A 25,317-nucleotide genomic window follows, 5' to 3' on the forward strand; every position below is an offset into this window, starting at 1 on the left:
GGTGCGGGGTCGACTTGAGGACCGGGTGGCGGTGGTCACCGGGGCGGGCAGCGGGATCGGGCTGGCCACGGTGCGGCGCTTCGCCGCCGAGGGGGCCCGGGTGGTCTGCGTGGACGTCGACCCGGAGGCTGGTGGGCGGGCCGCCGAGGAGGTCGGCGGGGAGTTCGTCGCCACGGACGTCGCCGACGAGTCGGCCGTACGGGACCTGTTCGACGGGGTGGCCGAGCGGCACGGGCGCATCGACGTGGCGTTCAACAACGCCGGCATCTCCCCGCCCGAGGACGACTCGATCCTGACCACCGGCCTGGACGCCTGGGAGCGCGTGCTGCGGGTCAACACCACGAGCGTCTACCTCTGCTGCAAGTACGTCATCCCGCACATGCGCCGGCAGGGCCGGGGCTCGATCATCAACACCGCGTCGTTCGTGGCGCTGATGGGGGCGGCCACCTCTCAGATCGCGTACACGGCGAGCAAGGGCGGGGTGCTGGCGATGACCAGGGAGCTGGGCGTGCAGTTCGCCCGGGAGGGCGTCCGCGTCAACGCGCTCTGTCCCGGCCCGGTCGCCACCCCGCTGCTGCTGGAACTCTTCGCCGCCGACCCGGAGCGCGCCGCCCGCCGGCTGGTGCACGTGCCGATGGGGCGGTTCGGGAAGCCGGAGGAGATCGCCGCCGCGGTGGCGTTCCTGGCCAGCGACGACTCGTCCTTCATGACCGCCGCGCAGTTCGTCGTGGACGGCGGCATCACCGGCGCGTACGTCACGCCGCTGTGAGCCGGCCACTGATCGGGATCACCGCGTACGTCGAGCCGGTCGGCTGGGGCGTGTGGCGGGACGTGCCGGCGGTGCTGCTGCCCGAGGCGTACGTGCGGGCGGTCACCGCGGCCGGCGGCCGGGCGGTGGTGTTGCCGCCGGACGACCGCGACGCCGACGTGCTGCGGATGCTCGATGGGCTGCTCCTGGCCGGCGGCGCGGACGTCGACCCGGCCCGGTACGGCCAGCTGCCGGCGCCCCGCACCGAGAGCCGTCCCGGGCGCGACGCGGGCGAGTTGGCCCTGCTCACCGCCGCCCTCGACACGGACCTACCGGTGCTCGGCGTCTGCCGGGGGATGCAGCTGCTCGCCGTCGCCGCCGGCGGGTCGCTGCACCAGCACCTGCCGGACGTCGTGGGGCACGACCTGCACCGTCCCGCCCCTGGCGTCTACGGCGGGCACGGCGTGCGGTTCGCCCCGGGCAGCCTCGCCGCGACGGTGCTGGCCGGCGTGGTCCGGGTCAACTCGTACCACCACCAGGCGGTGGCCGACCCGGGCCGGCTGACGGCGACGGGCTGGTCCGACGACGGGGTGGTCGAGACGGTCGAGGACCCGCACCGCCCCTTCCTGCTCGGTGTGCAGTGGCACCCGGAGAACGAGCCCGACCCCCGGCCGATCGCCGCCCTGGTCCGGGCGGCCGGGGAGCACCGGCCGGCCCGGGAGGAATCACGCGGGTAGGTGTCGCAGATCACAGCCGTGTATCGAGGGAGGCGGGTTCGGCTCGTTGTGGTCCCGTCGGCGGGACTGAAATGCCGCGCTGGTGGGGATTCGGGCGAGCGCCGTCGCGGGTGGACCGGGCCGCGCGCCGCCGCCGCGAGGCGCCGGCGGCCCGGTGCGGCGGACGTAACCAGCGCACGGCGGGCGGCATGCGTTACGTTGCTCGTCCGTCGGGGTACCAAGCGGGGCACGGCCGGTTGGATCACCGGGCCGAGGCGGTGATGGCCGGAGCGGGAGGAACTATGAGCTCGGCCCAGGGGGGCGTGGACGAGGGTTGCCCGGCCGAGGGAGGGCAGCACGTCGAGTTCCCCCCGATGCTGGCCGCCGCCTTCGCCGGCGGCGGCGAGATGGGCGAGCTGATGCGCCGCATCGACTGGTCGGCCCATCCGCTCGGCACGCCCGACCGCTGGCCGGCGACGCTCTGCTCGGCGATCGGCCTGATGCTCGCCTCGAGCGCGCAGATCGTCATCTTCTGGGGCGAGGACGAACTCGCCTTCTACAACGACGCCTACCGCCCCACGATCGGCGACAAGCACCCCGACGTGCTGGGCCGGCCGGCCCGTGAGCACTGGGCGGAGACCTGGAGCGTGCTCGGGCCCCTGCTGGAGGGCGTCCGGCGCGACAGCCGGTCGTACCGCGCGCAGGACCACCCCTTCCCGCTCGACCGTCGCGGCTTCGTGGAGGAGACGTACTTCGACGTCTCCTACGACCCGATCCTGGGCACCGACGGCACGGTCGACGGCGTCCTGTGCATCGTCAACGAGACCACCGGCCGGGTGGTCGGGGAACGCCGGCTGCGGCTGCTGGCCGAGCTGGGCACCGAGCTGGCTGAGGTCGACAGCAGCCCCGCGCTGGGCCGGGCGGCCACGGCGGTGCTCGACCGGCACCGGTCGGACGTGCCGTTCGCGGTGGTGCACCTGCCCGACGCGACCGGCGACGTGGTGCTGGCCGGGTGCAGCGGCGTCGATCCCGGGACGGTCGTCACGTCCGTGCCGGCGCGGCTCGCCGAGGTCGTCGCGTCCGGCACCGCCGCCACCGTCGCGGTGACCGACCTGCTCGCCGAGGCCCCGGACGACGCGACCGGCGAGGCACTGGTGCTGCCGGTCACCGCCGGGAACGAGACCGTCGGCACGCTGGCGGTCGGCGTGGCCCGCCGGCAGCCGCTCACCGACGAGTACCGGGACTTCTTCGACCTGGTCGCCGCGCAGATCTCCCGGGCCGTCGGGCGGCAGCGGGCGTACGAGCAGGAACGCGCCCGCGCCGCCGAGCTGGCCGTTCTCGACCGGGCCAAGACCAACTTCTTCGCCAACGTCAGCCACGAGTTCCGCACCCCGCTGACCCTGGTGCTCGGCCCGCTGGAGGACCTGCTGGCCGACCCGGCGCTGCCCGAGGCGTACACCGACCGGCTCACCATCATGCACCGCAACGCGCTGCGACTGCTCAAGCTGGTCAACACGGTGCTCGACTTCTCCCGGCTGGAGTCCGGGCGGCTGACCGCCCGCTACCAGCCCACCGACCTCGCCGACTACACCGCCCGACTGGCCAGCACGTTCCGGTCGGCCACCGAGCGCACCGGGCTGCGCCTGGTCGTGGACTGCCCACCGCTGCCGGCGCCGGTCCTCGTGGACCGGGACATGTGGGAGAAGGTCGTCCTCAACCTCGTCTCGAACGCGGTGAAGTTCACCTTCGACGGCGAGATCCGGGTACGCGTCCGCGCGGTCGACGGGGCCGCGCGGCTGGAGGTCACCGACACCGGCGTCGGCATCGTGCCGGAGGAGCTGCCGCAGATCTTCGAGCGCTTCCACCGGGTGCCCGGGATGCGCTCACGCAGCCACGAGGGCACCGGCATCGGCCTGGCGCTGGTCCGCGAGCTGGTCGAGATGCACGGCGGCGAGGTGGCCGTGCGCAGCCGCGTCGACGAGGGCAGCACGTTCACGGTGACCGTTCCGTTCGGCGCCGGGCACCTGCCGGCCGAGCGGATCGCCCACGCCGAGCCGACGGCGCAGCTCGACCTGGCGCACGCCGACCTCTACGTCGCGGAGACGGCGCTCTGGACAAGCTCCGCCGGCCCCGCCGACAGGGCTGGGGGGACGCGGGGGACCGGCGCCGCCGGGCGGATCCTGGTCGCCGACGACAACGCCGACCTCCGCGAGCACGTCACCCGGCTGCTCTCGCCGTCCTGGGAGGTGGTCGCGGTCACCGACGGAGTGGAGGCGCTGCGGCACGCCGTCGACGGCTCGTTCGACCTGGTGCTGACCGACGTGATGATGCCCCGGCTGGACGGGTTCGGCCTGGTCGCCGCGCTGCGCGCGGATCCGCGTACCCGCCACGTGCCGATCGTGCTGCTCTCCGCCCGCGCCGGCTCCGCCGAGGAGGTCGCCGGGCTGGCGGTGGGTGCCGACGACTACCTGACGAAGCCCTTCTCCGGTCAGGAGCTGACCGCCCGGGTGCGGGCCAACGTCGAGCTGGGCCAGCTCCGTGGCCAGATCATCCGGGGGTTGCGGGCCCTGGCCGACGCGGCGGTGGCGGTCAACACCGCCCGCTCCACCGCCGACGTGCTCCAGGTCGCCGCGCGGCACGCCCTGAGCCTCGCCGAGGCCGCCCGGGTGGTGGTCTCGGCCACCGGGATGCGCTTCGAGGCCGACGGCGGCGGGCTGGCCTCGATCGAGCCGTCCTTCGTGCTGCCGCTGACCGGCACCACCGGCGAACGGCTCGGCGAGCTGCGGGTCTGGCGACCGGACGGCGACGGGGCCCACACCGACGAGGCCGCGCTCACCCAGCTCGCCCGGCTGGTCGGGGTGCGGCTGGAGAACGCCCAGCTCTACGAGGCCGAGCACCGCATCGCCACCACGCTCCAGCACAGCCTCCTGCCCCGGTCGCTGCCGCAGCTGCCAGGCGCCCTGGTGGCCAGCCGCTACCTGCCGGGCAGCGCCGACGTGGAGGTCGGCGGAGACTGGTACGACGTCATCGCGCTCGGCGACGACGAGCTGGTGCTGGCGATCGGCGACGTGGTGGGCAAGGGCGTACCGGCCGCCGCGGCGATGGGCCAGCTGCGCAACGGGCTGCGGGCGTACCTGCTGGAGGGCTTCGACCCCGGTGAGTCGCTGACCCGGCTCAACCGGCTCGTCGGCACGACCGAGGGTCGGTCCTTCGCGACCGTCTTCTGCCTGTGGTTCAGTCCGCGCACCGGCCGGGTGCGGTACGCCAGCGCCGGCCATCCGTCCCCCCTGCTGATCCGAGGAGACGACGTGGCGTTCCTGCACGGCCGGGCGCTCGGGCCGCCGGTCGGGGCGATCCCCGACATGACCTACCGGACGGTCGAGGGGGAGTTGACCGCCGGAAGCCGGCTGCTGCTCTACACCGACGGGCTCATCGAGGACCGGCAGCTCGGCATCGACGCCTCGCTGGACCTGCTGCGGCAGGACGCGGCCACCCCCGGCGAGCACGTGACCGACCTGATCGACGCCGTGGTGGAGCGGGTCGCCGGCCGGCCCCTGCGCGACGACGTCGCGGTGCTCGCCCTGGAGGCGGCGGAACTCAACCGGTTCGCGCTGCGGCTGCCGGCCGATCCCACCCGGCTCAGCGTGCTGCGCAAGCGGTTGGAGGACTTCCTCGTCGCGCACCAGGTCACCGAGACGGACCTGTTCGACCTGACCGTCGCCATCTCCGAGGCGGCGGCCAACGCCATCGAGCACCCCGTCGAGCCGGCCGAGCCGACGATCAGCGTCGAGGTGACCATCCACGACCGCACGGTGGTGGCCTCGGTACGCGACAGCGGCCGGTGGCGGGAGTCGACCGGCTCGGGCTTCCGGGGGCGGGGGCTGTCCCTCATCGAGGCGCTGGGGGAGCTGTCGGTGACCCGTACCGCCGAGGGGACCGAGGTGACGCTGCGCCGGCGGCTGTCGGACTGAGCGCGACCGGCGGCGCTGCCTTGCGCGGGGCTCAGGCCGGGCGGAGCCAGGCCTGGTCGGCCAGGCCGGAGATCTCCAGCACCCGGTGGACCTGCCGCGACGGCAGCACGGCGAGCGTGCCGGGGAACTGCTGGGCCAGCCGGACCACCGCGTGGATCGCCGCCGAGTCGAAGAAGGTGACCGCCCGCAGGTCGAGCGTCACCTGCTCGGCCGGCTCCCGCAGCGCGGTCTGGTACATGACGTCGGCGGTGGCCATGTCGACCTCGCCGGTCACCAGGACACGAAGGTGGGCGCCGTCCATCTCCGCGCTGGCGGAGAAGACGGGAGACGTGCCGCCCCCTTGATCCACGGAGCCACAATGGCACAGCGGACCTTGCACGGCAACAACCGTTCCCGGCGGGCGGTGGCGGGGGTCACCATCGTCGCGGCGATAAACTCGGGCCATGACCGTCCGTGCGCCGCTGACCCCAGGCACGCTCTCCCCGCTGCGGCCCGTGCCCGCCCACATCGTCCGCCCGGAGTACGTGGGCAAGAAGCGTCCCCAGGAATGGCGCGGCTCGCACGTGCAGACACCGGAGACGATCGAGAAGATGCGGGTCGCCGGCCGGCTCGCCGCGCAGGCCACCCAGCTCGCCGGCGAGCACTGCAAGCCCGGCGTGACCACCGACGAGATCGACCGGGTCGTGCACGAGTTCCTCTGCGACCACGGCGCCTACCCGTCGACGCTGGGCTACAAGGGCTTCCCCAAGTCCTGCTGCACCAGCCTCAACGAGGTGATCTGCCACGGCATCCCCGACTCCACGGTGCTGGCCGACGGCGACATCATCAACGTCGACGTCACCGCGTACCTCGACGGCGTGCACGGCGACACGGACGCCACCTTCTGCGTGGGCGAGGTCGACGAGGAGGCCCGGCTGCTGGTCGAGCGGACCCACGAGGCGATGATGCGCGGCATCCGCGCGGTCGCCCCCGGCCGCCAGATCAACGTGATCGGCCGGGTCATCGAGTCGTACGCGAAGCGCTTCGGCTACGGCGTCGTACGCGACTTCACCGGCCACGGCATCGGCGAGGCCTTCCACAGCGGGCTCTACGTGCCGCACTACGACAGCCCGCGTCCCACGGACGTGATGGAGCCGGGGATGACCTTCACCATCGAGCCGATGATCACCCTCGGCACCCACCAGTACGACATGTGGGACGACGGCTGGACCGTGGTGACGAAGGACCGTCGCTGGACGGCCCAGTTCGAGCACACCATCGTGGTGACCGAGGACGGTCACGAGATCCTCACCCTGCCGTGACGGACACTCCGGCGGCGCTGCGTGAGGCGCACCACGCCGACGTCTCCGGCGGCTGGCTGCGCCCGGCCGTCTTCGGGGCGATGGACGGTCTGGTCACCAACATCGCCCTGATCGCCGGCGTGGCGGGTGGCGGGGTCTCGCCCCGCAGCGTCGTGCTCACCGGCGTGGCCGGCCTGGTCGCCGGCGCCATCTCGATGGGGCTGGGGGAGTACACGAGCGTCCGTTCGGCCAACGAGCAGGTCGCCGCCGAGGTCGCCAAGGAACGCCGCGAGCTGGAGCGGCACCCCGAGGCCGAGGCACGCGAACTGGCCGCGGCGTGGGTCGCCCGGGGGCTGGCCCCCGATCTCGCCATGCAGGTCGCCGAGGCCGTCCGCCGTAACCCGGACGAGGCCCTGCGGGTGCACGTCCGGGAGGAACTCGGCGTCGACCCGGACGACCAGCCGAGCCCCTGGGCGGCGGCCATCTCGTCGTTCCTGTTCTTCTCGGTCGGGGCGCTGGTGCCCCTGCTGACCTACCTGTTCGGCGCGACCAGCCTGTGGCTGGCGCTCGCGGTCGGCGGGCTCGGGCTCTTCCTGGCCGGTGCGGTGGTCGCCCGCTTCACCGCCCGCTCCTGGTGGTCCGGCGGCCTGCGCCAGCTCCTGCTCGGCGCGGCGGCGGCCGGCGCGACGTACCTGATCGGCGCCCTCATCGGCGTCCAGGGCGGCCTCGGCTGAGCCCTGCGCCCGGTCAGCCGGCGAGCAGGTCGTCGACCGTGCCGTCGACCGGGCGGCCCCGGGCCGCCAGCTCGTCCGCCTGGCGGGCCAGGACGGTGCCCACCTCCGTCATGTCCGCGCCCGCCAGGCCGGTGCGGCGTACGGCGTCGCCCGGGTCACGGAAGTAGGTGCGGCTGAGCAGGCCGTTGACCGTGGCCGCCGCCAGTCGCGCCTCGCCGAGCATCAGCAGCGCCTGGTCGGTCTCGTACCACTGGGCCAGCCGGGCGGCCCGGGCGTGCGCCGCGCTGCCCCGGTACCAGGCCCGGCGGGCCGCCGTGCTGAACTCGCCCGGCCGGGCCCCGGCCAGCCGGCCGAGGTGCTCGTCGCGCAGCGTGCGCAGCCAGCCGGTCGGATCGTGCAGTGCGCGGGTGCTGACGTACCGGTCGGCGGTCAGCGGCCAGAGCGAGGAGATCACCCGGGCCTGGCGCAGGTAGTCGTCGGCGCCCGCCACGGTCAGGTCGACCAGGACGCCGTCGACGCGCCGGGTCGCGGGCGAGGGGCCGCCGCCGGGCCGGTACGTCACCACCAGCAGCCCGACCTCGCCGTCTCCGCCGCCGTCGTCGTCGCCGTGGGCCAGCGGGCCGTGCACCGCGACCGCCAGCACGTCGGCCGGGAACCGCCGGCGCACGGCGTCGGCGACCCGCCCGGCCACCGCCCACCGTGGATCGTCGGGGAGGGGTTCGCCGTCGGCGCCGGTCACCGCGCCAGCCTATGCGGGGGCGCCCGGCCCGCCCGGCACGCCGCGCCCGGTGGGCACCAGCCGGAAGACGAGGATCTCCCGACCGCCGGCCCGCCGCGCGTACGCCCGGTAGGCGGGCCACTCGGTGACCAGCAGGCTCCAGAGGCGGTCCCGTTCGGCGCCGGTGGCGACCTGGGCGCGCACCGGCACGCGGCGACCCTTGACGGCCACCTCGGCGGCCGGATCGGCGCGCAGGTTCATCGCCCAGCCCGGCTGGTGGGCCTGGCCGAAGTTGGAGCCGACCACCACGTACGCGTCGCCGTCGGGCACGTAGAGCAGCGGATTGCTGCGCGGCCTGCCGGAGCGGCGGCCGGTGGTCGTGATGACCAGTGACGGGATGAGCCCGAGCGCGACCACCCGGCCCCGGGTGAGCCGCCCGACCATCCGGTCGGCGGGGACGAGCAGGCGGACGGCGGCGCCGAACCAGCGGTGGTGGCCGACCCGGCGGGTGAGGGCTCCCAGTACGGGCACGGCACCAGTGTGCCCCCTGTCCGCCCGTCAGTCGAGACGTCGCTCGACCGGCAGCCGGGAGCGGGTGAACAGTCCCGCGCCGAGCATCGCGACCAGCGGCACCACCACCAGGACGCCGAGCGTGGCCCACGGGACCACGACCGGGTACGGCTCCGGGCCGGGCCACAGGCTGGCGTAGCGGCGGTTGAGGGCGGTCAGGATGATCAACGCGGAGCCGAGGCCGGCGGCGATGCCGAGCACGGAGCCCAGCACGGCGATCACCCCGGACTGGCAGAGCGACAGCAGCCGGCGCAGCCCCGGCCCGGCGCCGACCGCCGCGAGGGTCGACAGGTCCGCCCGACCCTCGGCTGCGGCCAGCCCGGTGGCGATGCCGGCGGCGCCCACCGTGACGACCCCGGCGGCGGCGGCCAGCAGGAGCAGCAGCGGCCGTCCCGCGTCGCCCTGGGTACCCGGGTCGATCTCGACATGTGCGCGGAGCGGACGTACGGCGGCGACGAACCGGCCCTGCCGGTCCTCGTCGGGCACGCCGTCGGCGGCGATCGCCCAGCCGAGCGGCTGGACGCCCAGGCCGAGCCGTCGGGCGGCCGCCGGGGAGAGCAGCATCCGGTCCGCCCCCAGCCCGGTGGGCAGCGGATACCCGGCGACGGCGGTGACGGCCGGGAGGTCGGGCCGGACCTGCCCGGTGCGGGTCACCCGCACGTCGACCCGCCCGTCGCGCACGTAGCGCGGATCGGTCACCACGGCGCCGCCGGCCCGCAGCACGGCGGTGGCGGCGGCGACGTCGGCGGGGGCGGCGCCGGTGAGCACCGGCAGGGCCGTCCCGTCGTCCACCAGCACCTGGAAGGTCCTGCCGAGCTGGTCCTCGGGTTCCGCGCAGCGGGCGTCCGCGCGGGCCCGGCGCTGCTGCGCCGGGGTGAGCCGGTCGCCCGGCGTCCACGGGCAGACGCGCTCGGCGGGCAGCACCGGCGAGACGATGCACAGCTCGGTGTCCGACCCGCACCGGGGCTCCACCAGCGGCGCCACCGTGCGGGCCCCCAGGTGGTCGCGCGCGGCCTCGCCGACCCGGGACAGGTCGGGCGGGCGGTCCGGGTCCGACCCGGTGACCAGCACCGTGGCGGACGGCAGGGTCGGCAGGTACATCGTCGCCGACCGGGCGTCGTCGCTGGCCAGGTACACCCCGACGGCGACGCTGCCGGCGACCGCCGCCATCACGGCGGAGATCGCGGGCGCGGTCGACGACCGGTTGCGGCTGGCGTCGCGCAGCGCGATCCGGGGCGCCAGCGGCAGCGACCAGCCGAGGCGGGCGAGCACGCCGACCAGCGTCGGGGTGGCGAAGACCAGGCCCAGCTCGCCGATGACGAGGCCGGCCAGGATGACCGCCGGGGCCGTCCGGGCCGCCCCGAACGCGGCCACCGCGGCCCCGCCGACGGCCAGGGCCGCCCCGACGGTCAGCCAGCGCCGCCGGTGCGCCGGCGGGGTGCGCCGGCCGGCCAACCCCGCCACCACGTCCTGCCGGGCGGCCGTCCAGGCCGGGGCCAGCGCGGCCAGCACCCCGGCCAGCACCGCGACGGCGGCGATCGCCGCGAGTGCCTCCGGCCAGCAGCGGTACGCGCCGAAGCGCGCGCCGAAGAGGTGCTGCTCCACCAGGGGGCGGCCGGCGAACGCGACGGCGACGCCCAGCGCGACCCCGACGGCGGCGCCGACGGCACCCAGCACCACGCCGTCGGCCAGCACGATCCGGCGCAGGTGGGCGTCGTCCCCGCCCGCCACGGCGACCAGCGCGAGGTCCCGGCGCCGCCGCCGTACGCCGACGGCGAAGGCCGGTCCGACGAGCAGCACCACCTCCAGCAGCCCCAGCCCGCCGACGAGCACCGAGACGCTCATCCCCTCCACGTCCATGGCGGAGCGGCCGTACGGCGCGAACGTGACGGTGCCCGACGCCGGGGCGGGGACGCGGGCGTGCACCAGGACGCCGTGCGCGTTGAGCCGGCGGAACAGCGCCTCGTCGGCGGTCCCGGGCAGGTCGACCAGCCAACTCGTGCCCGGGTCGGTCTCCATCCGCCCCTCCGACGGGTGCAACGTCACCACCGGGCCCAGGTCGTCGGGGTACTCGACCACGCCGACCACCCGCCAGGAGCGGGCGCCGTCGCCGGAGGTGACGGTGTCGCCGAGGCGGGCGTCGAGGCGGCGCAGGGCCGCCGGGCTGACCGCGATCTCGTCCGGCCCGGCCGGCGCCCGCCCCGAGTGGAACCGGACCAGCCCGCGGCCGAGCGGATCGCCGAGGTCCACGGCGTGCCCCGTGAGGCCGTCGTCGACCCGCTCGCCGACCCGGGCGTCGAACGCCACCCAGCGGCGCAGCGGGACCACCCGGCTGCCGGGCGGCAGGAGGGCGGTCACCTGCCCGGCGGTGACGGGCCCGGCCGAGGGAACGTCCTCCGGGTCGGAGCGCCAGGTTTCGGCCCAGGCGCTCTGCACGATCGGGACCCGCACCACCCAGCTCAGCTCCGCGTCGGCCGCGCCGAGCTGGCGGTCGGCCCGCTCGACCGGCGTCAGCTCGGACATCCGCCAGCTCACCGCGGTGAAGGTCAGCACCAGCACCGGCAGCGTGATCATCGCCAGCACCAGCGCCGTACGCCCCCGGGCCCGCCGGGCCTCCCGCCGGGCGATCCGCAGCGCCACCCACCAGGAGCCGGCCGTCCGGGCGAGCCGGCCGCCCGCGCTCACCGACCGCTGCCGCTCAGCAGCTGCTCCACGCTGCCCAGCGGGGCCGTCGTGTCGACCAGCACCCCGTCGCGCAGGAAGACCACCCGGTCGGCCCAGGCGGCGTGCCGCGCCTCGTGGGTGACCAGCACGGCGGCGGCCCCGGCGTCGACCCGTCGGCGCAGCAGGTGCAGCACCGCCTCACCGGTCTGCGAGTCCAGCGCGCCGGTCGGCTCGTCGGCGAGCACCAGCCGTCGTTCGCCGACGAGCGCGCGGGCGATCGCCACCCGCTGCTGCTGCCCGCCGGAGAGCTGGTCGGGGAACCGGTCGCCCAGCTCGGGCAGACCCACCTCGGCCAGCGCGTCGAGCGCCAGGCGGCGGGCCCGCCGTACGCCCGTGCCGTCGAGTTCGAGGGGGAGGGCGACGTTCTCCACGGCGCTCAGGCTGCCGAGCAGGTTGAGATCCTGGAAGACGTAGCCGATCCGCCGTCGCCGCACCTGGGCCAGCCGCCGCCGGTCCAGGGCGCCGAGCGGCTCGCCCTCGACGTACACCTCGCCCGCGGTCGGGCCGTCCAGCCCGCCGGCCAGGGCGAGCAGGGTCGACTTCCCGGAGCCGGACGGGCCCATCACGGCGACGAGCTCCCCCGCGCGCACGGCGAGGCTCACCCCGCGCAGCGCGTGTACGGCCGCCGCGCCGGCGCCGTGGGTGCGGTGCACGTCACGTACGTCCAGCACGGGCGCGTTCGGGCCACCGGCCGCCGGCGGGTTCCCCGTGGTCACCGTCGCGCCTCCTCGTCGGCCCGGTCCACCGCCTCCGCAGGCGTCGTCGCGACGCGCCCGGGCTGCGCCGGACGGTAGCGCACGAGGCTGGTCTCGCAGTGGTCCAGCCAGCGCACCTCGGCCTCGGCCTGGAAGACCATGGCGTCCAGCACCAGCCGCCACGGCAGGTCCTCGGGGCGGTCGCTGGCGTACTTCAACCGGGTCAACTCCTGCAACGCCCGCATGGTCGCGCTGCGCTGGGTCTGCACCACCGACCGGACGTCGACGCCGGGGGTGGTCAGGGCGAGGGCCAGCTTGATCGCCAGCTCGTCCCGGGGCCGGTCGGTGCGGCTGATCGGGGTGGCGAACCACAGGGCCAGGTCCGCCCGTCCGGCGTCGGTGATCTCGTACGGGCGCTGCCCCGTCTCGCTCTCGGGCAGCGACCGGACCAGCCCGTCCCGCTCCAGCCGGGACAGGGTGGTGTAGACCTGCCCGATGTTCAGCGGCCAGGTCGAGCCGGTCGACTCCTCGAACGCGGCGCGCAGCTGGTAGCCGTACATCTGGCCGCGTTCGAGCAGGGCGAGCAGCCCGTGACGGATGGACATGGCAACGGAGTATGCATACCTGGTATGCGACCCGCAACCGGAGCGGGGTCGACGGGGTCGGGCCGGTCAGGCCGGGCGACCCGGGAACGGCACCGTCAGCGGGGTGATCCCGGCCGTCCGTCGCCACCGGGTGGCCCGCAGGGCGTACTCGACCAGGGCGGCCAGGGCCCGGTCCCGGTCGGCGCCGGTGGTGGCCGGCACCGCCGCCCGCCAGAACGCCGCCGTGCGCTCCTCCACCTCGACGGCCAGCCGCAGCGCGCTCGCCCGGTCGGTGACCGGGAACGGCAGCGTGTAGCCGGCCCGGTCCGCCGGGACGCTCGCGCCGCCGGTGCTCAACTGCACGATCAGCTCGTCGCGGCGGCGTCGGTGGGCGGCCTCCGCCTCCCTCGCGGCGGTCCGGGCGGCGCCGGTGAGGCGTACCCCGATGGGCCCGTACGCCCAGATCGCGGCGTACTCGGCGGTGAGGGCGGCGGCGAGCGCCCCGGCGGGCCCGGCCGGTGTCGGTGTGGTCACTTCAACGCCTCCACGTGCGTGGCCCGGGCGGCGACGATCGAGGCGAGCAGCGCGGCCCGCTCCGCCGGGGCCGCCGCGCAGGCCCTGGTCGCCGCCTCCCGGCCGGCCCGTTCGCTCTCGCGCAGGGCGGCCCGCGCCGCCGCCGGGTCGCCCGGCGTGGCGGCCGTGGCGGGGGCGGATCCCGAGGGCAGCGGTACGCCGACGAGCCGGGCCAGCTCGGCCGCGTGCGCGCGGTGCGCCTCGGCGATCGGGGTGAGCAGGGCGGCGAGGGCGGGGTGCGCGGCGGCGGCGTCGCGGTGCCCGGCGGCGAGCCGGAGCGACTCGTCGAGCAGCGGCGTGAGCGGGTCGGGCTCGGGGGCGGGTTCGTCGCCGCGGTCGAGCAGACCGCATCCGGTCAGCGGCGCCGCGGCCCCGCCGAGCGCCAGGAGCGCCCCGGCGCGCAGCACGTTGCGCCGGGAATGCCCGGTTGTCTCGCCGCGTCGTGTCGTTCTGCCCGTCGCCACCGGACAAGTCAACACCATCACCGGCCGTACGTGGGCCACCGGCGTCGGTGCGCCGCCCGGCCCGGCGCCCGGTAGGCGCGTTACGCTCTGCGCAGCCACCGGCGCGTCAGCTCCGGTGGCGTGCCGGCATGGCGGCCGACCGGGTGCCGTCGATCAGCAGGAGGGTGCGGAGATGACGCAGCGTGGCCGTGCCACGAGGTCGACGGGTCCGGCGGGGAGGCCCCGACGCGCCGACGCCCCACGGGGCGGGGAGCGTGCCGGCGGCCCGCGCGGCGACCTCGCCGCCCGGCGGGCCCGGCTGCGTGACGTGATCGAGCCGGTGGTCACCGCCGCCGGCTACGACCTGGAGGAGCTCTCCGTCTCCCGGGCCGGCCGACGGCACGTGGTGCGGGTGATCGTGGACGCCGACGGCGGGATCAGGCTGGACGCCGTCGCCGAGGTGTCCCGGGCCGTCTCGGCGGCCCTCGACGCGGCCGAGGAGGCCGGCGGCGACATCGTCGCCGGGGAGTACCAGCTGGAGGTCAGCTCCCCCGGCGTGGACCGGCCGCTCACGCTGCCCCGGCACTGGCGGCGCAACGTCGGCCGGCTGGTGAAGGTGACCGCGCGCGGCGCGGGTGCCCAGGCCGGGCAGGCCACCGGCGACCGGCAGGTCACCGGCCGGGTGGTCGAGGCCGACGACGAGCGCGTGGTGCTGGAGACCGACGCCGGCCGCGCCACCTGGACGTACGCAGAGCTCGGCCCCGGCCGGGTGCAGGTCGAGTTCCACCGCCTCGACGAGATCGAGGAGACGGACGAACCCGACGACATGGACGACACCGACGACTTCGACGACGAAGATGATGTGGAGGACGAGGAGAGGTGAACATCGACCTCGCGGCGCTGCGCGCACTCGAGCGCGAGCGGGAGATCCCGTTCGACACGATCCTCGCGGCGATCGAGACCGCGCTGCTGACCGCCTACCGGCACACCGAGGGGGCGGAGTCGCACGCCCGGGTGGAGATCGACCGCAAGTCCGGCGCGGCCCTGGTCTACGCCCAGGAGTTGGACGACGACGGCACCGTGGTGCGGGAGTGGGACGACACCCCGCACGACTTCGGGCGGATCGCCGCCATGACCGCCAAGCAGGTGATCCTCCAGCGGCTGCGGGAGGCCACCGACGAGGTGCACTTCGGCGAGTACGTCGGCCGCGACGGCGACCTGGTCACCGGCGTGGTGCAGGCGCACGAGGCGCGCAGCGAGAAGGGCATCGTCAGCGTCGACCTCGGCAAGCTGGAGGGCGTGCTGCCCCAGTCCGAGCAGGTCCCCGGCGAGCGCTACGCGCACGGCGAGCGGATCCGCTGCGTGGTGGTGCACGTGGCGAAGGGGATGCGCGGCCCGCAGATCACCCTCTCCCGGTCGCACCCGGCGCTGGTGAAGAAGCTCTTCGCGCTCGAGGTGCCGGAGATCGCCGACGGCACGGTCGAGATCGGCGCGATCGCACGTGAGGCAGGTCACCGCACGAAGATCGCGGTCCGCTCCACGACCCAGGGCGTCAACGCCAAGGGCGCCTGCATCGGGCCGATGGGGCAGCGGGTCCGCGCGGTGATGAGCGAGCTGCACGGCGAGAAGATCGACATCATCGACTGGTCGGACGACCCGGCGACGTTCGTCGGCAACGCCCTGTCGCCGGCCAAGGCCCTGCGGGTCGAGGTGGTCGACCTGGCCAGCCGTACCGCCCGGGTCACCGTCCCGGACTTCCAGCTCTCCCTCGCCATCGGCCGGGAGGGGCAGAACGCCCGACTTGCGGCCCGGTTGACCGGTTGGCGGATCGACATCCGGTCCGACGCCGAGCAGGTTGGCGGCTCCGGCCGGGCCGGGGCTGATCACGTCCCGGAGCCGGGCGGCGCGATCTCGGGCGCCTAGGGGTAGACTTTCTCCAGTGGTACGACGCGCGCTGCCGGAACGCACCTGTGTGGGTTGCCGACGACGTGCGCCGGCCAGCGAATTGCTGCGGATCGTCGCGGTCGGCGACGAGGCTGGTCACAGCCTTCGGCCCGATCCGGCCCGCAGGCTGCCGGGTCGGGGAGCGAACATGCACCCGGATCCGGCCTGCTTCGCGCAAGCGGTGCGGCGACGCGCCTTCGGGCGTGCGCTGCGCATCACCGGGGTCCCCGACCACGGTGAGCTCGCGGAGCACGTCGATGCGCCAACCACTACGTCCGGTCAGCCCGATCGGACGAGGGTCGCTAGCAAGGTAGGACGACCGACATGAGCACACGATGAAGTCCCTGAAATGACCAGGCTTCAAGTGCACGAGTGAGGTCGCTGCGGGTGCTGCCCGCACGACCTCGGAGTGAGGAGTGCAGTGGCAGGTAAGGCCCGCGTACACGAGCTTGCAAAAGAGCTCGGGGTCGAAAGCAAGACCGTTCTCGCCAAACTCAAGGAGATGGGCGAGTTCGTGAAGTCCGCGTCCAGCACCGTCGAGGCGCCCGTCGCCCGACGGCTGCGCAGCGCGTTCGTCGCCTCCGCCGGTTCGCCGGCACCGGCCGCCCCGCCGGCGGCCGCCCCGGCGCCGACCCCGACCCCGACGCCCTCCCCGGCCCCTGGTGGGCCCCGGGTCTCGGCCAAGCCGATGCCGCCCCGGCGGCCGGCCGCGCCGACGCCCGGCCCGAAGCCCAAGGGCCCGGTGCCCGGTCCGCCGCAGCCCGCGGCCCCGGTCGCCAAGCCGGCGAGTGCCCACGACATCGAGGTGGCGGCCGCCGAGGCGCGTGCCGCCGCGCTGAAGGCCGAGCAGGAGGCGGCGGTCAAGGCCGCCCAGGCCGCTCGGCAGCAGCAGCGTGACAACGTCCGCCGGGAGCCCCCGGCCGACGGTGGCAACCGTCCCGGTCCCCGACCGGGTCCGGGTGCCATGCCGCCCCGCCCGGGTTCCCCGGCCGCCGGTCGTCCCGGCGCGCCGACGCCGGGCCCGGGTGGCCGTCCGGGCGGGCGTCCGCCGGCGCGCGGCGCCGGTAACAACCCGTTCGGCATCCAGGGCAGCCAGCAGCAGCAGCGGCCCCCGGCCGCCGGTGCGGGTGGTCCCCGGCCCAGCCCGGCCGGCATGCCGCCGCGTCCGAGCCCGGCCTCCATGCCGCCGCGTCCGAGCCCGGCCTCCATGCCGAGCCAGCGCCCCGCCACGGGTCGCCCCGGCCCCGGTGGTGCCGGTCGCGGTCCCGGCGGCGGCGCGGGTCGTCCCGGTGGCGGCGGTGGCGGTGGCTTCCGCGGCGGTCCCGGTGGCGGCGGCGGTGGCGGTGGCTTCCGCGGCGGTCCCGGTGGCGGCGGCGGTGGCGGTGGCTACCGCGGCGGTCCCGGTGGCGGCGGCGGTGCTCCGGGCGGCGGTTTCCGTCCGGGCGCTCCGGCCGGTGGCGGCGGTCGCCCCGGCGGCGGCGGTCGTGGCCGTGGCGGCGGCGCCGCGGGTGCCTTCGGGCGTCCGGGTGGCCGGCCGACGCGCGGTCGCAAGTCCAAGAAGCAGCGCAGACAGGAGTTCGACAACCTGTCGGCTCCGACCATGAGCTCGGGTGCTCCCCGGGGTCAGGGTCAGGTCGTCCGGCTCTCCCGTGGCGCCTCGCTGTCGGACTTCGCCGACAAGATCAACGCCAACCCGGGTTCGCTGGTCCAGGAGATGTTCAACCTGGGCGAGATGGTCACGGCGACCCAGTCGTGCTCCGACGACACCCTGCTGCTGCTGGGTGAGCACCTCGGCTTCAACGTGCAGATCGTCAGCCCGGAGGACGAGGACCGTGAGCTGCTCGCGCAGTTCAACATCGACCTCGACGCCGAGGTCGCGGAGGACCGTCTGGTCAGCCGTGCGCCGGTCGTGACCGTCATGGGTCACGTCGACCACGGTAAGACCAAGCTGCTCGACGCGATCCGCAAGGCGAACGTCGTGGCCGGCGAGGCGGGTGGCATCACCCAGCACATCGGTGCCTACCAGGTCCACGTGCCGCACGAGGGCGAGGACCGCGCGGTGACCTTCATCGACACCCCGGGTCACGAGGCGTTCACCGCCATGCGTGCCCGTGGTGCCCAGGTCACCGACATCGTGGTGCTCGTCGTCGCGGCCGACGACGGCGTCATGCCGCAGACGATCGAGGCGTTGAACCACGCCAAGGCGGCCGACGTGCCGATCGTGGTCGCGGTCAACAAGGTCGACAAGCCGGAGGCGAACCCGGACAAGGTCCGCCAGCAGCTGACCGAGTACGGCCTGGTCGCCGAGGAGTACGGCGGCGACACCATGTTCGTCAACGTGGCGGCGAAGCCGGGCATCGGCATCGACGAACTGCTCGAGGCGGTCCTGCTGACCGCCGACGCGTCGCTGGAGCTGACCGCTCCGATCGACGGGCCGGCGCAGGGTGTGGCCATCGAGGCGCACCTGGACAAGGGTCGCGGTGCGGTGGCGACGGTGCTGGTGCAGAAGGGCACCCTGCGGGCGGGCGACTCCATCGTCGCCGGTGGGGCGCACGGCCGGGTCCGGGCGATGCTCGACGAGAACGGCAACCAGGTCTCCGAGGCCGGTCCGGCGCGTCCGGTCCTGGTGCTCGGTCTGACCGCGGTGCCCGGTGCCGGCGACACGTTCCTGGCGGCCGAGGACGACCGCACGGTGCGCCAGATCGCCGAGCAGCGGCAGGCACGGCGGCGGGCGGCGTCCTTCGCCAACTCCCGCGGCCGGGCCACCCTCGAGACGCTCATGGAGCAGCTCAAGGAGGGCGAGAAGACCTCGCTCAACCTGGTGCTCAAGGGCGACGTCTCCGGTTCCGTGGAGGCCCTCGAGGACGCGCTGTTCAACCTCGACATCCCGGAGGAGGTCCAGCTCAGGATCATCCACCGGGGCGTGGGCGCGATCACCGAGAGCGACGTCATGCTCGCGAGCGCGTCGTCCGAGCCGGTCACGATCATCGGTTTCAACGTGCGGGCCGCCAACAAGGTCCGCGAGATGGCCGACCGCGAGGCTGTGGAGATCCGGTACTACACCGTGATCTACCAGGCCATCGAGGAGATCGAGGCGGCGCTCAAGGGCCTGCTCAAGCCGGAGTACGAGGAGGTCGAGCTGGGCACCGCGGAGATCCGCGACGTCTTCCGCTCGTCCAAGATCGGCAACATCTCCGGTTGCATCGTCCGGTCGGGCATCATCCGGCGCAACGCCAAGGCGCGCCTGCTGCGCGACGGTTCGGTGGTGGCGGACAACCTCACCGTCAGCTCGCTCAAGCGGTTCAAGGACGACGCCACGGAGGTGCGCGAGGGCTTCGAGTGTGGTCTGACCCTGGGTGGTTACAACAACGTCCAGGTCGGCGACATCATCGAGACCTTCGAGATGCGGGAGAAGGTTCGCGCCTGATCCGGTGAACCACTGATCGGGGGGTTTACGCCGCAGGGCGTAAACCCCTTGATCATGTGGGGGTCCGTACGGGTATCGTCCGGGGCGATGTTCACCGGAACCGCGGTCTTCGACCTGCTGCTGCCGGGCGACTCCCGGTCGCTCAAGGCCAAGAGATCATACGTACGGCCGATCGTCGCGGCGTTGCGCCGCTTCGAGGTGTCGGCCGCCGAAGTGGGAGCGCTCGACCTGCACGGTCGGGCCGAGATAGCCGTGGCCGTGGTGGCCGCCGAGGCGTCGCACGTCCGCGAGGTGCTGGACTCCTGCGAGCGCCTGGTGGCCGGCCGGCCGGAGACCGAGCTGCTCTCGGTGCGCCGGCGGCTGTACGGCGAAGAGGACTGACCGGCGGCGCTGTCCGCCGAAGCCGGGACGGAGCCGGCGCCGCGCGACGCGGGTGGCCGCGCGGGTAGTGTTCGAGTTTGTTGGGCCGTCGGCTCCGGGGCGCTCCGCGTCGCCGGACGGCGGCCGGGAGCAGGACGCCGTGGAGGTGGCGAGATGTCGGATCCGGCCAAGGTACGCCGGCACGCGGAGCGGGTGCGTGAACTGGTCGCGTCGGTGGTGCGCAGCCAGATCAAGGACCCCCGGCTCGGCATGATCACGATCACCGACGCCCGGATCACCGCCGATCTGCGCGACGCCACCGTCTTCTACACGGTGCTCGGCGACGCGGCGGCCCAGGCGGGCACGGCGGCGGCGCTGGAGAGCGCCAAGGGCATGCTGCGCAGCACCGTCGGCAAGGCGCTCGGTCTGCGGCACTCGCCGACGCTGACCTTCGTCCTCGACGACGTGCAGGATCAGGTCAAGCACATCGACGACCTGCTCGCCCAGGCCCGCAGCGCCGACGCCGAGGTGCAGCGCATCGCCGCCCGGGCCGAGTACGCGGGCGAGCCCCAGCCGTACCGGCTGGACGAGGACGAGGACGGCGACGAGGCGCCCGCCGAGGACGCCGACGAGACCCCCTCGCGGGGCGGGGAAGCGCGGTGACCGAGCCCTCCGGCGGGCCGGCCGGTGGCGCCCTCGCCGAGGCCGCGCCACCGCTCGACGCCGGCCCGACCGAGGCGGACTGGACCGCCGCCGTCGCGGCGGTGCGGGACCTGCCGCCGGACGGGCGGGTGCTGCTGATCTGCCACGTCAACCCGGACGGGGACGCGCTGGGCAGCATGCTGGGCTTCGGGCTCGGGTTGCGCCAGCTCGGGGTGCGGCGGATGCAGGCGACGTTCCCCGGCCCGCCGGAGGTGCCGGAGCCGTTCCGGGGGCTGCCCGGGCTCGACCTGCTGGTGCCGGCGACCGAGGCGTACCCGGACCCGGACCTGGTCATCTGCTTCGACGCGGCCAGCGGGTCGCGCCTCGGCGAACTGGTCGACCGGCTGGAGACCGCCCGCGCCGCGCTGGTGCTCGACCACCACGCGTCGAACACCCACTTCGGCCGGATCAACCTCGTGGACCCGCACGCGGCGGCCACCTCGGTGGTCGCCGAGGGGCTGCTCGGCCGCCTCGGCGTCGAGCTGGACGCCGGGATCGCGGAGTGTCTCTATGTCGCGCTGAGCACCGACACCGGCTCGTTCCGGTTCGAGGCGACCACCCCGGCGGTGCACGAGCTGGCGGCACGCCTGCTGGCCACCGGCATCCGGCCCGGCGACATCTCCCGCCGGGTCTTCGACACCCGACCGTTCGGCGCCGTCCGCCTCTTCGGCGAGGTGCTCGGCCGGGCCCGCCTGGAGCCCGCCGTGGCCGCGGGGCACGGTCTGGTGTGGACGTACGCGACCCAGGACGACCTGGCCCGGCACGACCAGCGCCCGTACGTGCTGGAACCGCTGATCGACTCGGTGAGGTGCACCGCCGAGGCCGACGTGAGCTGTGTGGTCAAGGAGACCACGACCGGAGACTGGGCGGTGTCGATGCGCAGCAAGGGCGCGGTGGACGTCAGCCGGGTGGCGGTCGCGCTGGGCGGCGGCGGGCACCGCTTCGCCGCCGGCTTCACCGGTTCCGGCACGCTCGACGAGGTCGTCGGCCGGATCCGCGCGGAGCTCGACGGCGCGCTGACCGGCGCCGGCCGGCACTGACCCGGACAGGCGGGCGCGGGAATATCAGGGTGAGCCCGGGGAGTGTCCGTCTTCCCGGTTGCGGCGAGTACGGGGAGAATCGCGGGATGGAACAGCCCCACGACCTCACCGTCGAGGCGCCCCGCGCCTGGGACCGTCCCGCCGTCACCGTGCCGGTGCTCGTCTGCCTCTCGTTGGTCGGCGGCCGGTTCCCGTCGTTCTCGACCGAGGCCAATCTCTGGACCCTCGGCACCGGCGGGGTGCTGATCTGGTTGGGCCTGAGCAACCGGGTGCCCCGGCGGCCCGCGCCGCGCCGGTTGGGCGCCCCGGCCGCCTGGTGGGCCCTGCCGGTGGTGGTCTTCGGGGTCTTCGAGGGGACCACGTTCGTCCTGGCGGCGGGGGACGACTTCCCCACCTTCTCGCGGCTGGCCGATCCGCTGCTGGAGGACCGCCTGGTCCGCTCGGCGGCCTGGCTGGGCTGGCTGGCGGCGTTCTGGGGACTGGTGCGGCGATGATGCGGACGTTGGCCATCGGTGGCTTCCTGGTCTCCCTGGTGCTCTTCGCCGCCGTCGAGTGGGCCGCCCGCCGCGAGGGCTCCCGGATCCCCACGCTCGGCGAGGTCTGCGCCTACGTGATGCGCTACGAGGTGGGCCCGGTGCCGGTCGGCCGGATCGGCCTGTTCGGCTTCTGGTGGTGGCTGGGCTGGCACTTCCTGGCCCGCTGACCCGGCTCCGCGTCGGCTGGCCCGGTTCCGCGTCGGCTGGTCCGGTTCCGCGTCGGCTGGTCCGGCTCCGCGTCGGCTGGCCCGGTTCCGCGCTTGCTGGCCCCCTCCGCGTTCCCCTCGGAGCGCCGTGCCGCGCGCCGGCTCCGGACGAACATGAGTCCAGATCGCGGGAAGACCGGGCAGTATGTGGAACTGAACGATAGCTTGGGAATCGGCCGGCGTCGTGTGGCGGCGCTGGCTGTGGGCGGTGTCGCCACACCCGGCGGCGCCTTCCTCCAGGGTCGAACCGACCCGGGCTAACGCTGCCCACCAGCCGCTCCGGTGACCCCGGGCCGCTGCCGGGCGCTCAGCACGACCGCCCGTGAGGGCTGCCGCTCAGGCGGCTGCCCGCGCCCTGGAAGGGGACCACCATGCCCAGCAAGCCCAAGCCGCAGACCACCGACGAGGCCCGCGAGCAGATGCGCCGCGCACTGCAGACGTCCATGGACACCCGTCAGTGACAGACGCCGACCGGCGGTGACGCTGCCGGCCTCCCGCGCCGACAGCGTCACCCCGCACCGGGCCCTGAGCACCAATCCGCCCTCCCTCCGGGCCCACCTCGTCCCCCACCCTTCATGCCCGTCCCGGCGCCCCAATGCCCAGCACGGCAGCCGCGCCTCCTGGTGGCCCGGCCCGCGTGCCCGCCAGGGAAGCCCGCGCCCAGCCGGTGGCTCGCCCGCGTGCCCGCCAGGGACGTCCCGCGCTCTCCCATCGGCCCGGCGCCCGCAGCGGAGGCCCGCGTTTTCCGGTGGCCCCGCTCACCGCGTGCCCGCGACGGAGGCCCGCGCCTTTCGAGTGGCCTGGCACCTGCGCGCCCCGCGACGGAGGCCGCGCCTTTCCCGGTAGCCCCGCTCCGCGTGCCCGCCACGAAAGCCCGCGCCTTTGGTCGCCCGGCACCGGGGCTGCGCCGAGGGCCTGCTGCCCGCCCGCTGCCCGCTGCCCGCCGCCTGCCGCCTGCTGCCCGTCCGATGCCTGCCCGCCCGCCGCCCGCAGCCTGCCCGCCTGCCGCCTGCCGCCTGCCGCCCGCCCGCCGCCCGCCGCCCGCCGCCCGCCGCCCGCCGCCCGCCGCCCGCCGCCCGCCGCCTGCCGCCTGCCGCCTGCCGCCTGCCGCCTGCCGCCTGCCGCCTGCTGCCCGTCCGATGCCTGTCTGTCGTCCGCTGACCGCCTGCTGCCCGTATGCCGCAGGCCGGGTGGATGTCCGCCCGCTGAGCGCTGGCGCAGTCAGGGACGCCCGGAACGCCCGGTGATCAGGACGCCATGGACCTGAAGAAGGCCGAATAACGTCCATGGCGTCCTGATCACCGGGGGGCGCTCGTGCGGTGTCAGGCGGGGCGGTGGGCTCGCGTCGGGTGAGGGCGAAGGTGAGGGGCCCCAGGACGTCCCTGGTCGCGCTGGTCGGCTTGCCGTCCGTGTCACGCGGCACCCCGACGGGGTCGGCGGCCCGGCCGTGCCCGTCGGTCCTGGTCCGCCCCCTGCCACGGCGAGGGCGTGCGTCCCGGCGCCGGCACCCACGGGTGGCGCCTTCCCGCCCTGCTCCAAGCCGGTCGCCGCCGATCCGCGCCGGTCGCCGCCGGCCCACGCCGGTCGCCGCCGATCCGCGCCGGTCGCCGCCGGCCCACGCCGGCCCACGCCGGTCGTACCGGTCGCGCCGGTCGCGGCGGTGCCGCGCGCGCCTGGGGGTAGAGCACGATCAACTGGCCGTCTCGTCTCCCCGGCGCAGCTGCCGGCGAGACGGGGAGTCGGTGAAGCGGCATCCGGGCGGAGGCGCGCGCCGCCGTACTGCTTGCGGGCCGGCTCGTCGGGGAGTCGCCGCCCGTGCCGGTGCTCGTCGGGGGAGTGGTCCTGTTCGGGGCCGTGGAGGGCGTCCCGCCGGCGACGGACGGGCCGGGCATCCGGTAAGTGATCGGCTAGCTTGCGATCCTTACCGATGCCGTGTCAGGATCGGCGGCGATGAGCCACACCGTCGCCCTCGACCGGGCCGCCGCGCCCCGCCGGATCGCCGCGCTGGCCCTGCCGGCGCTGGTGGTGCTGGCCGCCGAACCGATCTACGTGCTCGTGGACACGGCGGTGGTCGGGCATCTCGGTCGGGTGCCGCTGGCCGCCCTCGCCGTCGGCGGGACGGTGCTGACGCTCATCGCCTGGCTCGGCACCGTGGTCGCGTACGGCACCACGGGGCGTTCGGCCCGACGCTTCGGGGCGGGGGACCGGGCGTCCGCCGTCGCCGAGGGCGTCCAGGCGTCGTGGCTCGCCCTGGCGGTGGGGGTGCTGGTCGCCCTCGGCATGCAGGTCGGCGGTGGGGCGTTGGCGCGTACCCTCGCCGGAGGCCCCGGCGAGGTGGCCGACGCCGCCGCGCAGTGGCTGCGGGTCGCGGCGCTCGGCGCGCCCGGGCTCCTGCTCGCCGCCGCCGGCAACGGCTGGCTGCGCGGCGTGCAGGACATGCGCCGACCGCTGGTGTTCGTGCTCGGCCCGAACCTGCTCTCCGCCCTGCTCTGCCCGCTGCTGGTCTATCCGGCCGGGCTGGGCCTGGTCGGCTCCGCCGTGGCCAACGTCATCGCGCAGACCATCTGCGGGATGCTCTTCGCCGGGGCGCTGGTCGCCGAACGGGTGTCGCTGCGGCCCCGGCCCCGGCTCATCGGGCAGCAACTGGCGCTCAGCCGGGACCTGCTGATCCGGGGCGTCGCGTTCCAGGCCAGCTTCCTCTCCGCCACCGCCGTCGCCGCCCGCTTCGGGGCCGCCGCCGTGGGCGCGCACCAGATCGCCCTGCAACTGTGGTTCTTCACCGCCCTGGTGCTCGACGCGCTCGCCATCGCCGCCCAGTCGCTGGTCGGCGCGGCCCTCGGAGCGGGCGACGCCGCCGCGGCCCGGGACGTCGCCCGCCGGATCGGGCTGCTCGGCGGCGTCTGCGGCGTGGCGTTCGCCGTGCTCATCGCCGCTGGCGCCGGCGTGGTCCCCGGCTGGTTCAGCTCCGATCCGCAGGTACGCGAGCAGGCCATGCTCGCCTGGCCGTGGTTCGTGGCGATGCAGCCGTTGGCCGGTGTCGTGTTCGCCCTCGACGGCGTGCTGATCGGCGCGGGCGACGTCCGCTACCTGCGCAACCTCACCATCGTGGCCGCGCTCGGCGGCTTCCTGCCCGCCATCTGGCTGGCGTACGGGCTCGGCCTCGGCCTCGGCGGCATCTGGGCGGGACTCACGCTGTTCGTGGTGATCCGGCTGGTGGCCCTGCTGCTGCGGCTGCGCTCCGGGGGCTGGGCCGTGGTCGGCGCGGTGCGCTGAGCCGTGCCCCGACGACCAGGACGGGCGTCGACGCTGTCGGTGCCGGTCAGCGGCTCTCGCCGTCGCCGGGCCG

23 protein-coding genes are annotated in these 25,317 nt (G+C 75.2%); 15 read left to right on the forward strand and 8 right to left on the reverse strand.

All coding sequences use genetic code 11. The features are described from left to right. Position 1: 1 nt before the first annotated feature. The 3 genes from CLT72_RS30040 (at position 2) to CLT72_RS30050 (ending at position 5,435) form a co-directional block, all read left to right on the forward strand. Positions 2 to 769, forward strand: a complete 768-nt coding sequence (locus CLT72_RS30040) for a 3-oxoacyl-ACP reductase (protein ID WP_089001506.1) — start codon at positions 2 to 4, stop codon at positions 767 to 769. Further along, positions 766 to 1,485, forward strand: coding sequence for a gamma-glutamyl-gamma-aminobutyrate hydrolase family protein (locus CLT72_RS30045; RefSeq protein WP_101414623.1), 720 nt, complete (start codon positions 766 to 768; stop codon positions 1,483 to 1,485). The genes CLT72_RS30040 and CLT72_RS30045 overlap by 4 nt, the downstream gene beginning before the upstream one ends. Before the next feature lie 281 nt (positions 1,486 to 1,766). Beyond that, positions 1,767 to 5,435, forward strand: coding sequence for a SpoIIE family protein phosphatase (locus CLT72_RS30050; protein WP_101414624.1), 3,669 nt, complete (start codon positions 1,767 to 1,769; stop codon positions 5,433 to 5,435). A 31-nt stretch (positions 5,436 to 5,466) separates the two neighbouring features. Here the strand turns inward: CLT72_RS30050 and CLT72_RS30055 are convergent, their stop codons facing one another. Next, positions 5,467 to 5,784: an STAS domain-containing protein gene (locus CLT72_RS30055; protein ID WP_250100697.1), complete on the reverse strand. Its 318-nt coding sequence runs from the start codon at positions 5,782 to 5,784 to the stop codon at positions 5,467 to 5,469. Positions 5,785 to 5,878: 94 nt separating this feature from the next. On the opposite strand from CLT72_RS30055, the gene map reads away from it, so the two are divergent. Both map and CLT72_RS30065 read left to right on the forward strand, forming a co-directional pair. Further along, complete coding sequence (map, locus tag CLT72_RS30060; RefSeq protein ID WP_101414626.1) at positions 5,879 to 6,736, forward strand: type I methionyl aminopeptidase; 858 nt, start codon at positions 5,879 to 5,881, stop codon at positions 6,734 to 6,736. Continuing rightward, complete coding sequence (locus tag CLT72_RS30065) at positions 6,733 to 7,449, forward strand: VIT1/CCC1 transporter family protein (RefSeq protein WP_089001501.1); 717 nt, start codon at positions 6,733 to 6,735, stop codon at positions 7,447 to 7,449. Before map ends, CLT72_RS30065 begins: the two co-directional genes overlap by 4 nt. 13 nt (positions 7,450 to 7,462) lie before the next feature. Here CLT72_RS30065 and CLT72_RS30070 read toward each other — a convergent pair whose 3' ends face one another. The 7 genes from CLT72_RS30070 to CLT72_RS30100 form a co-directional block, all read right to left on the reverse strand. Next, positions 7,463 to 8,188, reverse strand: coding sequence for a hypothetical protein (locus tag CLT72_RS30070; RefSeq protein ID WP_101414627.1), 726 nt, complete (start codon positions 8,186 to 8,188; stop codon positions 7,463 to 7,465). A 9-nt stretch (positions 8,189 to 8,197) separates the two neighbouring features. After that, complete coding sequence (locus tag CLT72_RS30075) at positions 8,198 to 8,698, reverse strand: nitroreductase/quinone reductase family protein (RefSeq protein ID WP_101414628.1); 501 nt, start codon at positions 8,696 to 8,698, stop codon at positions 8,198 to 8,200. Positions 8,699 to 8,725: 27 nt separating this feature from the next. Beyond that, on the reverse strand, positions 8,726 to 11,422 hold the full coding sequence (locus CLT72_RS30080) for an FtsX-like permease family protein (RefSeq protein ID WP_101414629.1): 2,697 nt from the start codon (positions 11,420 to 11,422) through the stop codon (positions 8,726 to 8,728). Beyond that, positions 11,419 to 12,177 (reverse strand): ABC transporter ATP-binding protein, encoded by a 759-nt coding sequence (locus CLT72_RS30085; RefSeq protein WP_250100700.1) that lies wholly within the window; start codon positions 12,175 to 12,177, stop codon positions 11,419 to 11,421. Before CLT72_RS30085 ends, CLT72_RS30080 begins: the two co-directional genes overlap by 4 nt. Continuing rightward, a complete protein-coding gene (locus tag CLT72_RS30090; protein ID WP_101414630.1) occupies positions 12,174 to 12,761 on the reverse strand; it encodes a PadR family transcriptional regulator in 588 nt (195 codons plus the stop codon). Before CLT72_RS30090 ends, CLT72_RS30085 begins: the two co-directional genes overlap by 4 nt. A gap of 66 nt (positions 12,762 to 12,827) precedes the next feature. Beyond that, positions 12,828 to 13,274 carry a ferritin-like domain-containing protein gene (locus CLT72_RS30095; protein WP_101414631.1) on the reverse strand — a complete coding sequence of 149 codons (447 nt, stop codon included), beginning with the start codon at positions 13,272 to 13,274 and terminating at the stop codon, positions 12,828 to 12,830. Next, on the reverse strand, positions 13,271 to 13,720 hold the full coding sequence (locus CLT72_RS30100) for a hypothetical protein (protein ID WP_101414632.1): 450 nt from the start codon (positions 13,718 to 13,720) through the stop codon (positions 13,271 to 13,273). The genes CLT72_RS30095 and CLT72_RS30100 overlap by 4 nt, the downstream gene beginning before the upstream one ends. Positions 13,721 to 13,949: 229 nt before the next feature. On the opposite strand from CLT72_RS30100, the gene rimP reads away from it, so the two are divergent. The 10 genes from rimP (at position 13,950) to CLT72_RS30155 (ending at position 25,244) form a co-directional block, all read left to right on the forward strand. Further along, positions 13,950 to 14,639 (forward strand): ribosome maturation factor RimP, encoded by a 690-nt coding sequence (rimP, locus tag CLT72_RS30105; protein WP_101414633.1) that lies wholly within the window; start codon positions 13,950 to 13,952, stop codon positions 14,637 to 14,639. Continuing rightward, a complete protein-coding gene (nusA, locus tag CLT72_RS30110) occupies positions 14,636 to 15,679 on the forward strand; it encodes a transcription termination factor NusA (protein ID WP_101414634.1) in 1,044 nt (347 codons plus the stop codon). Before rimP ends, nusA begins: the two co-directional genes overlap by 4 nt. A 16-nt stretch (positions 15,680 to 15,695) precedes the next feature. Further along, positions 15,696 to 16,028 carry a YlxR family protein gene (locus tag CLT72_RS30115; RefSeq protein WP_089001491.1) on the forward strand — a complete coding sequence of 111 codons (333 nt, stop codon included), beginning with the start codon at positions 15,696 to 15,698 and terminating at the stop codon, positions 16,026 to 16,028. Between the two features lie 93 nt (positions 16,029 to 16,121). Then, a complete protein-coding gene (infB, locus tag CLT72_RS30120; RefSeq protein WP_101414635.1) occupies positions 16,122 to 19,127 on the forward strand; it encodes a translation initiation factor IF-2 in 3,006 nt (1,001 codons plus the stop codon). Between the two features lie 87 nt (positions 19,128 to 19,214). Further along, a complete protein-coding gene (locus CLT72_RS30125) occupies positions 19,215 to 19,508 on the forward strand; it encodes a DUF503 domain-containing protein (RefSeq protein WP_101414636.1) in 294 nt (97 codons plus the stop codon). 153 nt (positions 19,509 to 19,661) lie between these two features. Further along, positions 19,662 to 20,150 (forward strand): 30S ribosome-binding factor RbfA, encoded by a 489-nt coding sequence (gene rbfA / locus CLT72_RS30130; RefSeq protein WP_101414637.1) that lies wholly within the window; start codon positions 19,662 to 19,664, stop codon positions 20,148 to 20,150. 101 nt (positions 20,151 to 20,251) lie between these two features. Continuing rightward, entirely contained in the window at positions 20,252 to 21,229 is a 978-nt protein-coding gene (locus tag CLT72_RS30135; RefSeq protein ID WP_250100726.1) for a DHH family phosphoesterase, read from the forward strand. A gap of 86 nt (positions 21,230 to 21,315) precedes the next feature. Further along, positions 21,316 to 21,723: a hypothetical protein gene (locus tag CLT72_RS30140; protein WP_101414639.1), complete on the forward strand. Its 408-nt coding sequence runs from the start codon at positions 21,316 to 21,318 to the stop codon at positions 21,721 to 21,723. Continuing rightward, on the forward strand, positions 21,723 to 21,932 hold the full coding sequence (locus tag CLT72_RS30145) for a DUF6186 family protein (RefSeq protein WP_172896697.1): 210 nt from the start codon (positions 21,723 to 21,725) through the stop codon (positions 21,930 to 21,932). Before CLT72_RS30140 ends, CLT72_RS30145 begins: the two co-directional genes overlap by 1 nt. A 1,989-nt stretch (positions 21,933 to 23,921) precedes the next feature. Beyond that, a complete protein-coding gene (locus CLT72_RS30155) occupies positions 23,922 to 25,244 on the forward strand; it encodes an MATE family efflux transporter (protein WP_101414640.1) in 1,323 nt (440 codons plus the stop codon). Positions 25,245 to 25,317: the final 73 nt, after the last annotated feature.

The organism is Micromonospora sp. CNZ309 (assembly GCF_002846525.1).

Bases quoted from the DNA above. Each gene is read 5' to 3' on its own strand.
- map (WP_101414626.1), top strand. From the start codon at position 5,879: ATGACCGTCCGTGCGCCGCTGACCCCAGGCACGCTCTCCCCGCTGCGG.
- rimP (WP_101414633.1), top strand. From the start codon at position 13,950: ATGACGCAGCGTGGCCGTGCCACGAGGTCGACGGGTCCGGCGGGGAGG.
- CLT72_RS30050 (WP_101414624.1), top strand. From the start codon at position 1,767: ATGAGCTCGGCCCAGGGGGGCGTGGACGAGGGTTGCCCGGCCGAGGGA.
- CLT72_RS30125 (WP_101414636.1), top strand. From the start codon at position 19,215: ATGTTCACCGGAACCGCGGTCTTCGACCTGCTGCTGCCGGGCGACTCC.
- CLT72_RS30090 (WP_101414630.1), bottom strand. From the start codon at position 12,761: ATGTCCATCCGTCACGGGCTGCTCGCCCTGCTCGAACGCGGCCAGATG.
- rbfA (WP_101414637.1), top strand. From the start codon at position 19,662: ATGTCGGATCCGGCCAAGGTACGCCGGCACGCGGAGCGGGTGCGTGAA.
- CLT72_RS30145 (WP_172896697.1), top strand. From the start codon at position 21,723: ATGCGGACGTTGGCCATCGGTGGCTTCCTGGTCTCCCTGGTGCTCTTC.
- CLT72_RS30140 (WP_101414639.1), top strand. From the start codon at position 21,316: ATGGAACAGCCCCACGACCTCACCGTCGAGGCGCCCCGCGCCTGGGAC.
- CLT72_RS30155 (WP_101414640.1), top strand. From the start codon at position 23,922: ATGAGCCACACCGTCGCCCTCGACCGGGCCGCCGCGCCCCGCCGGATC.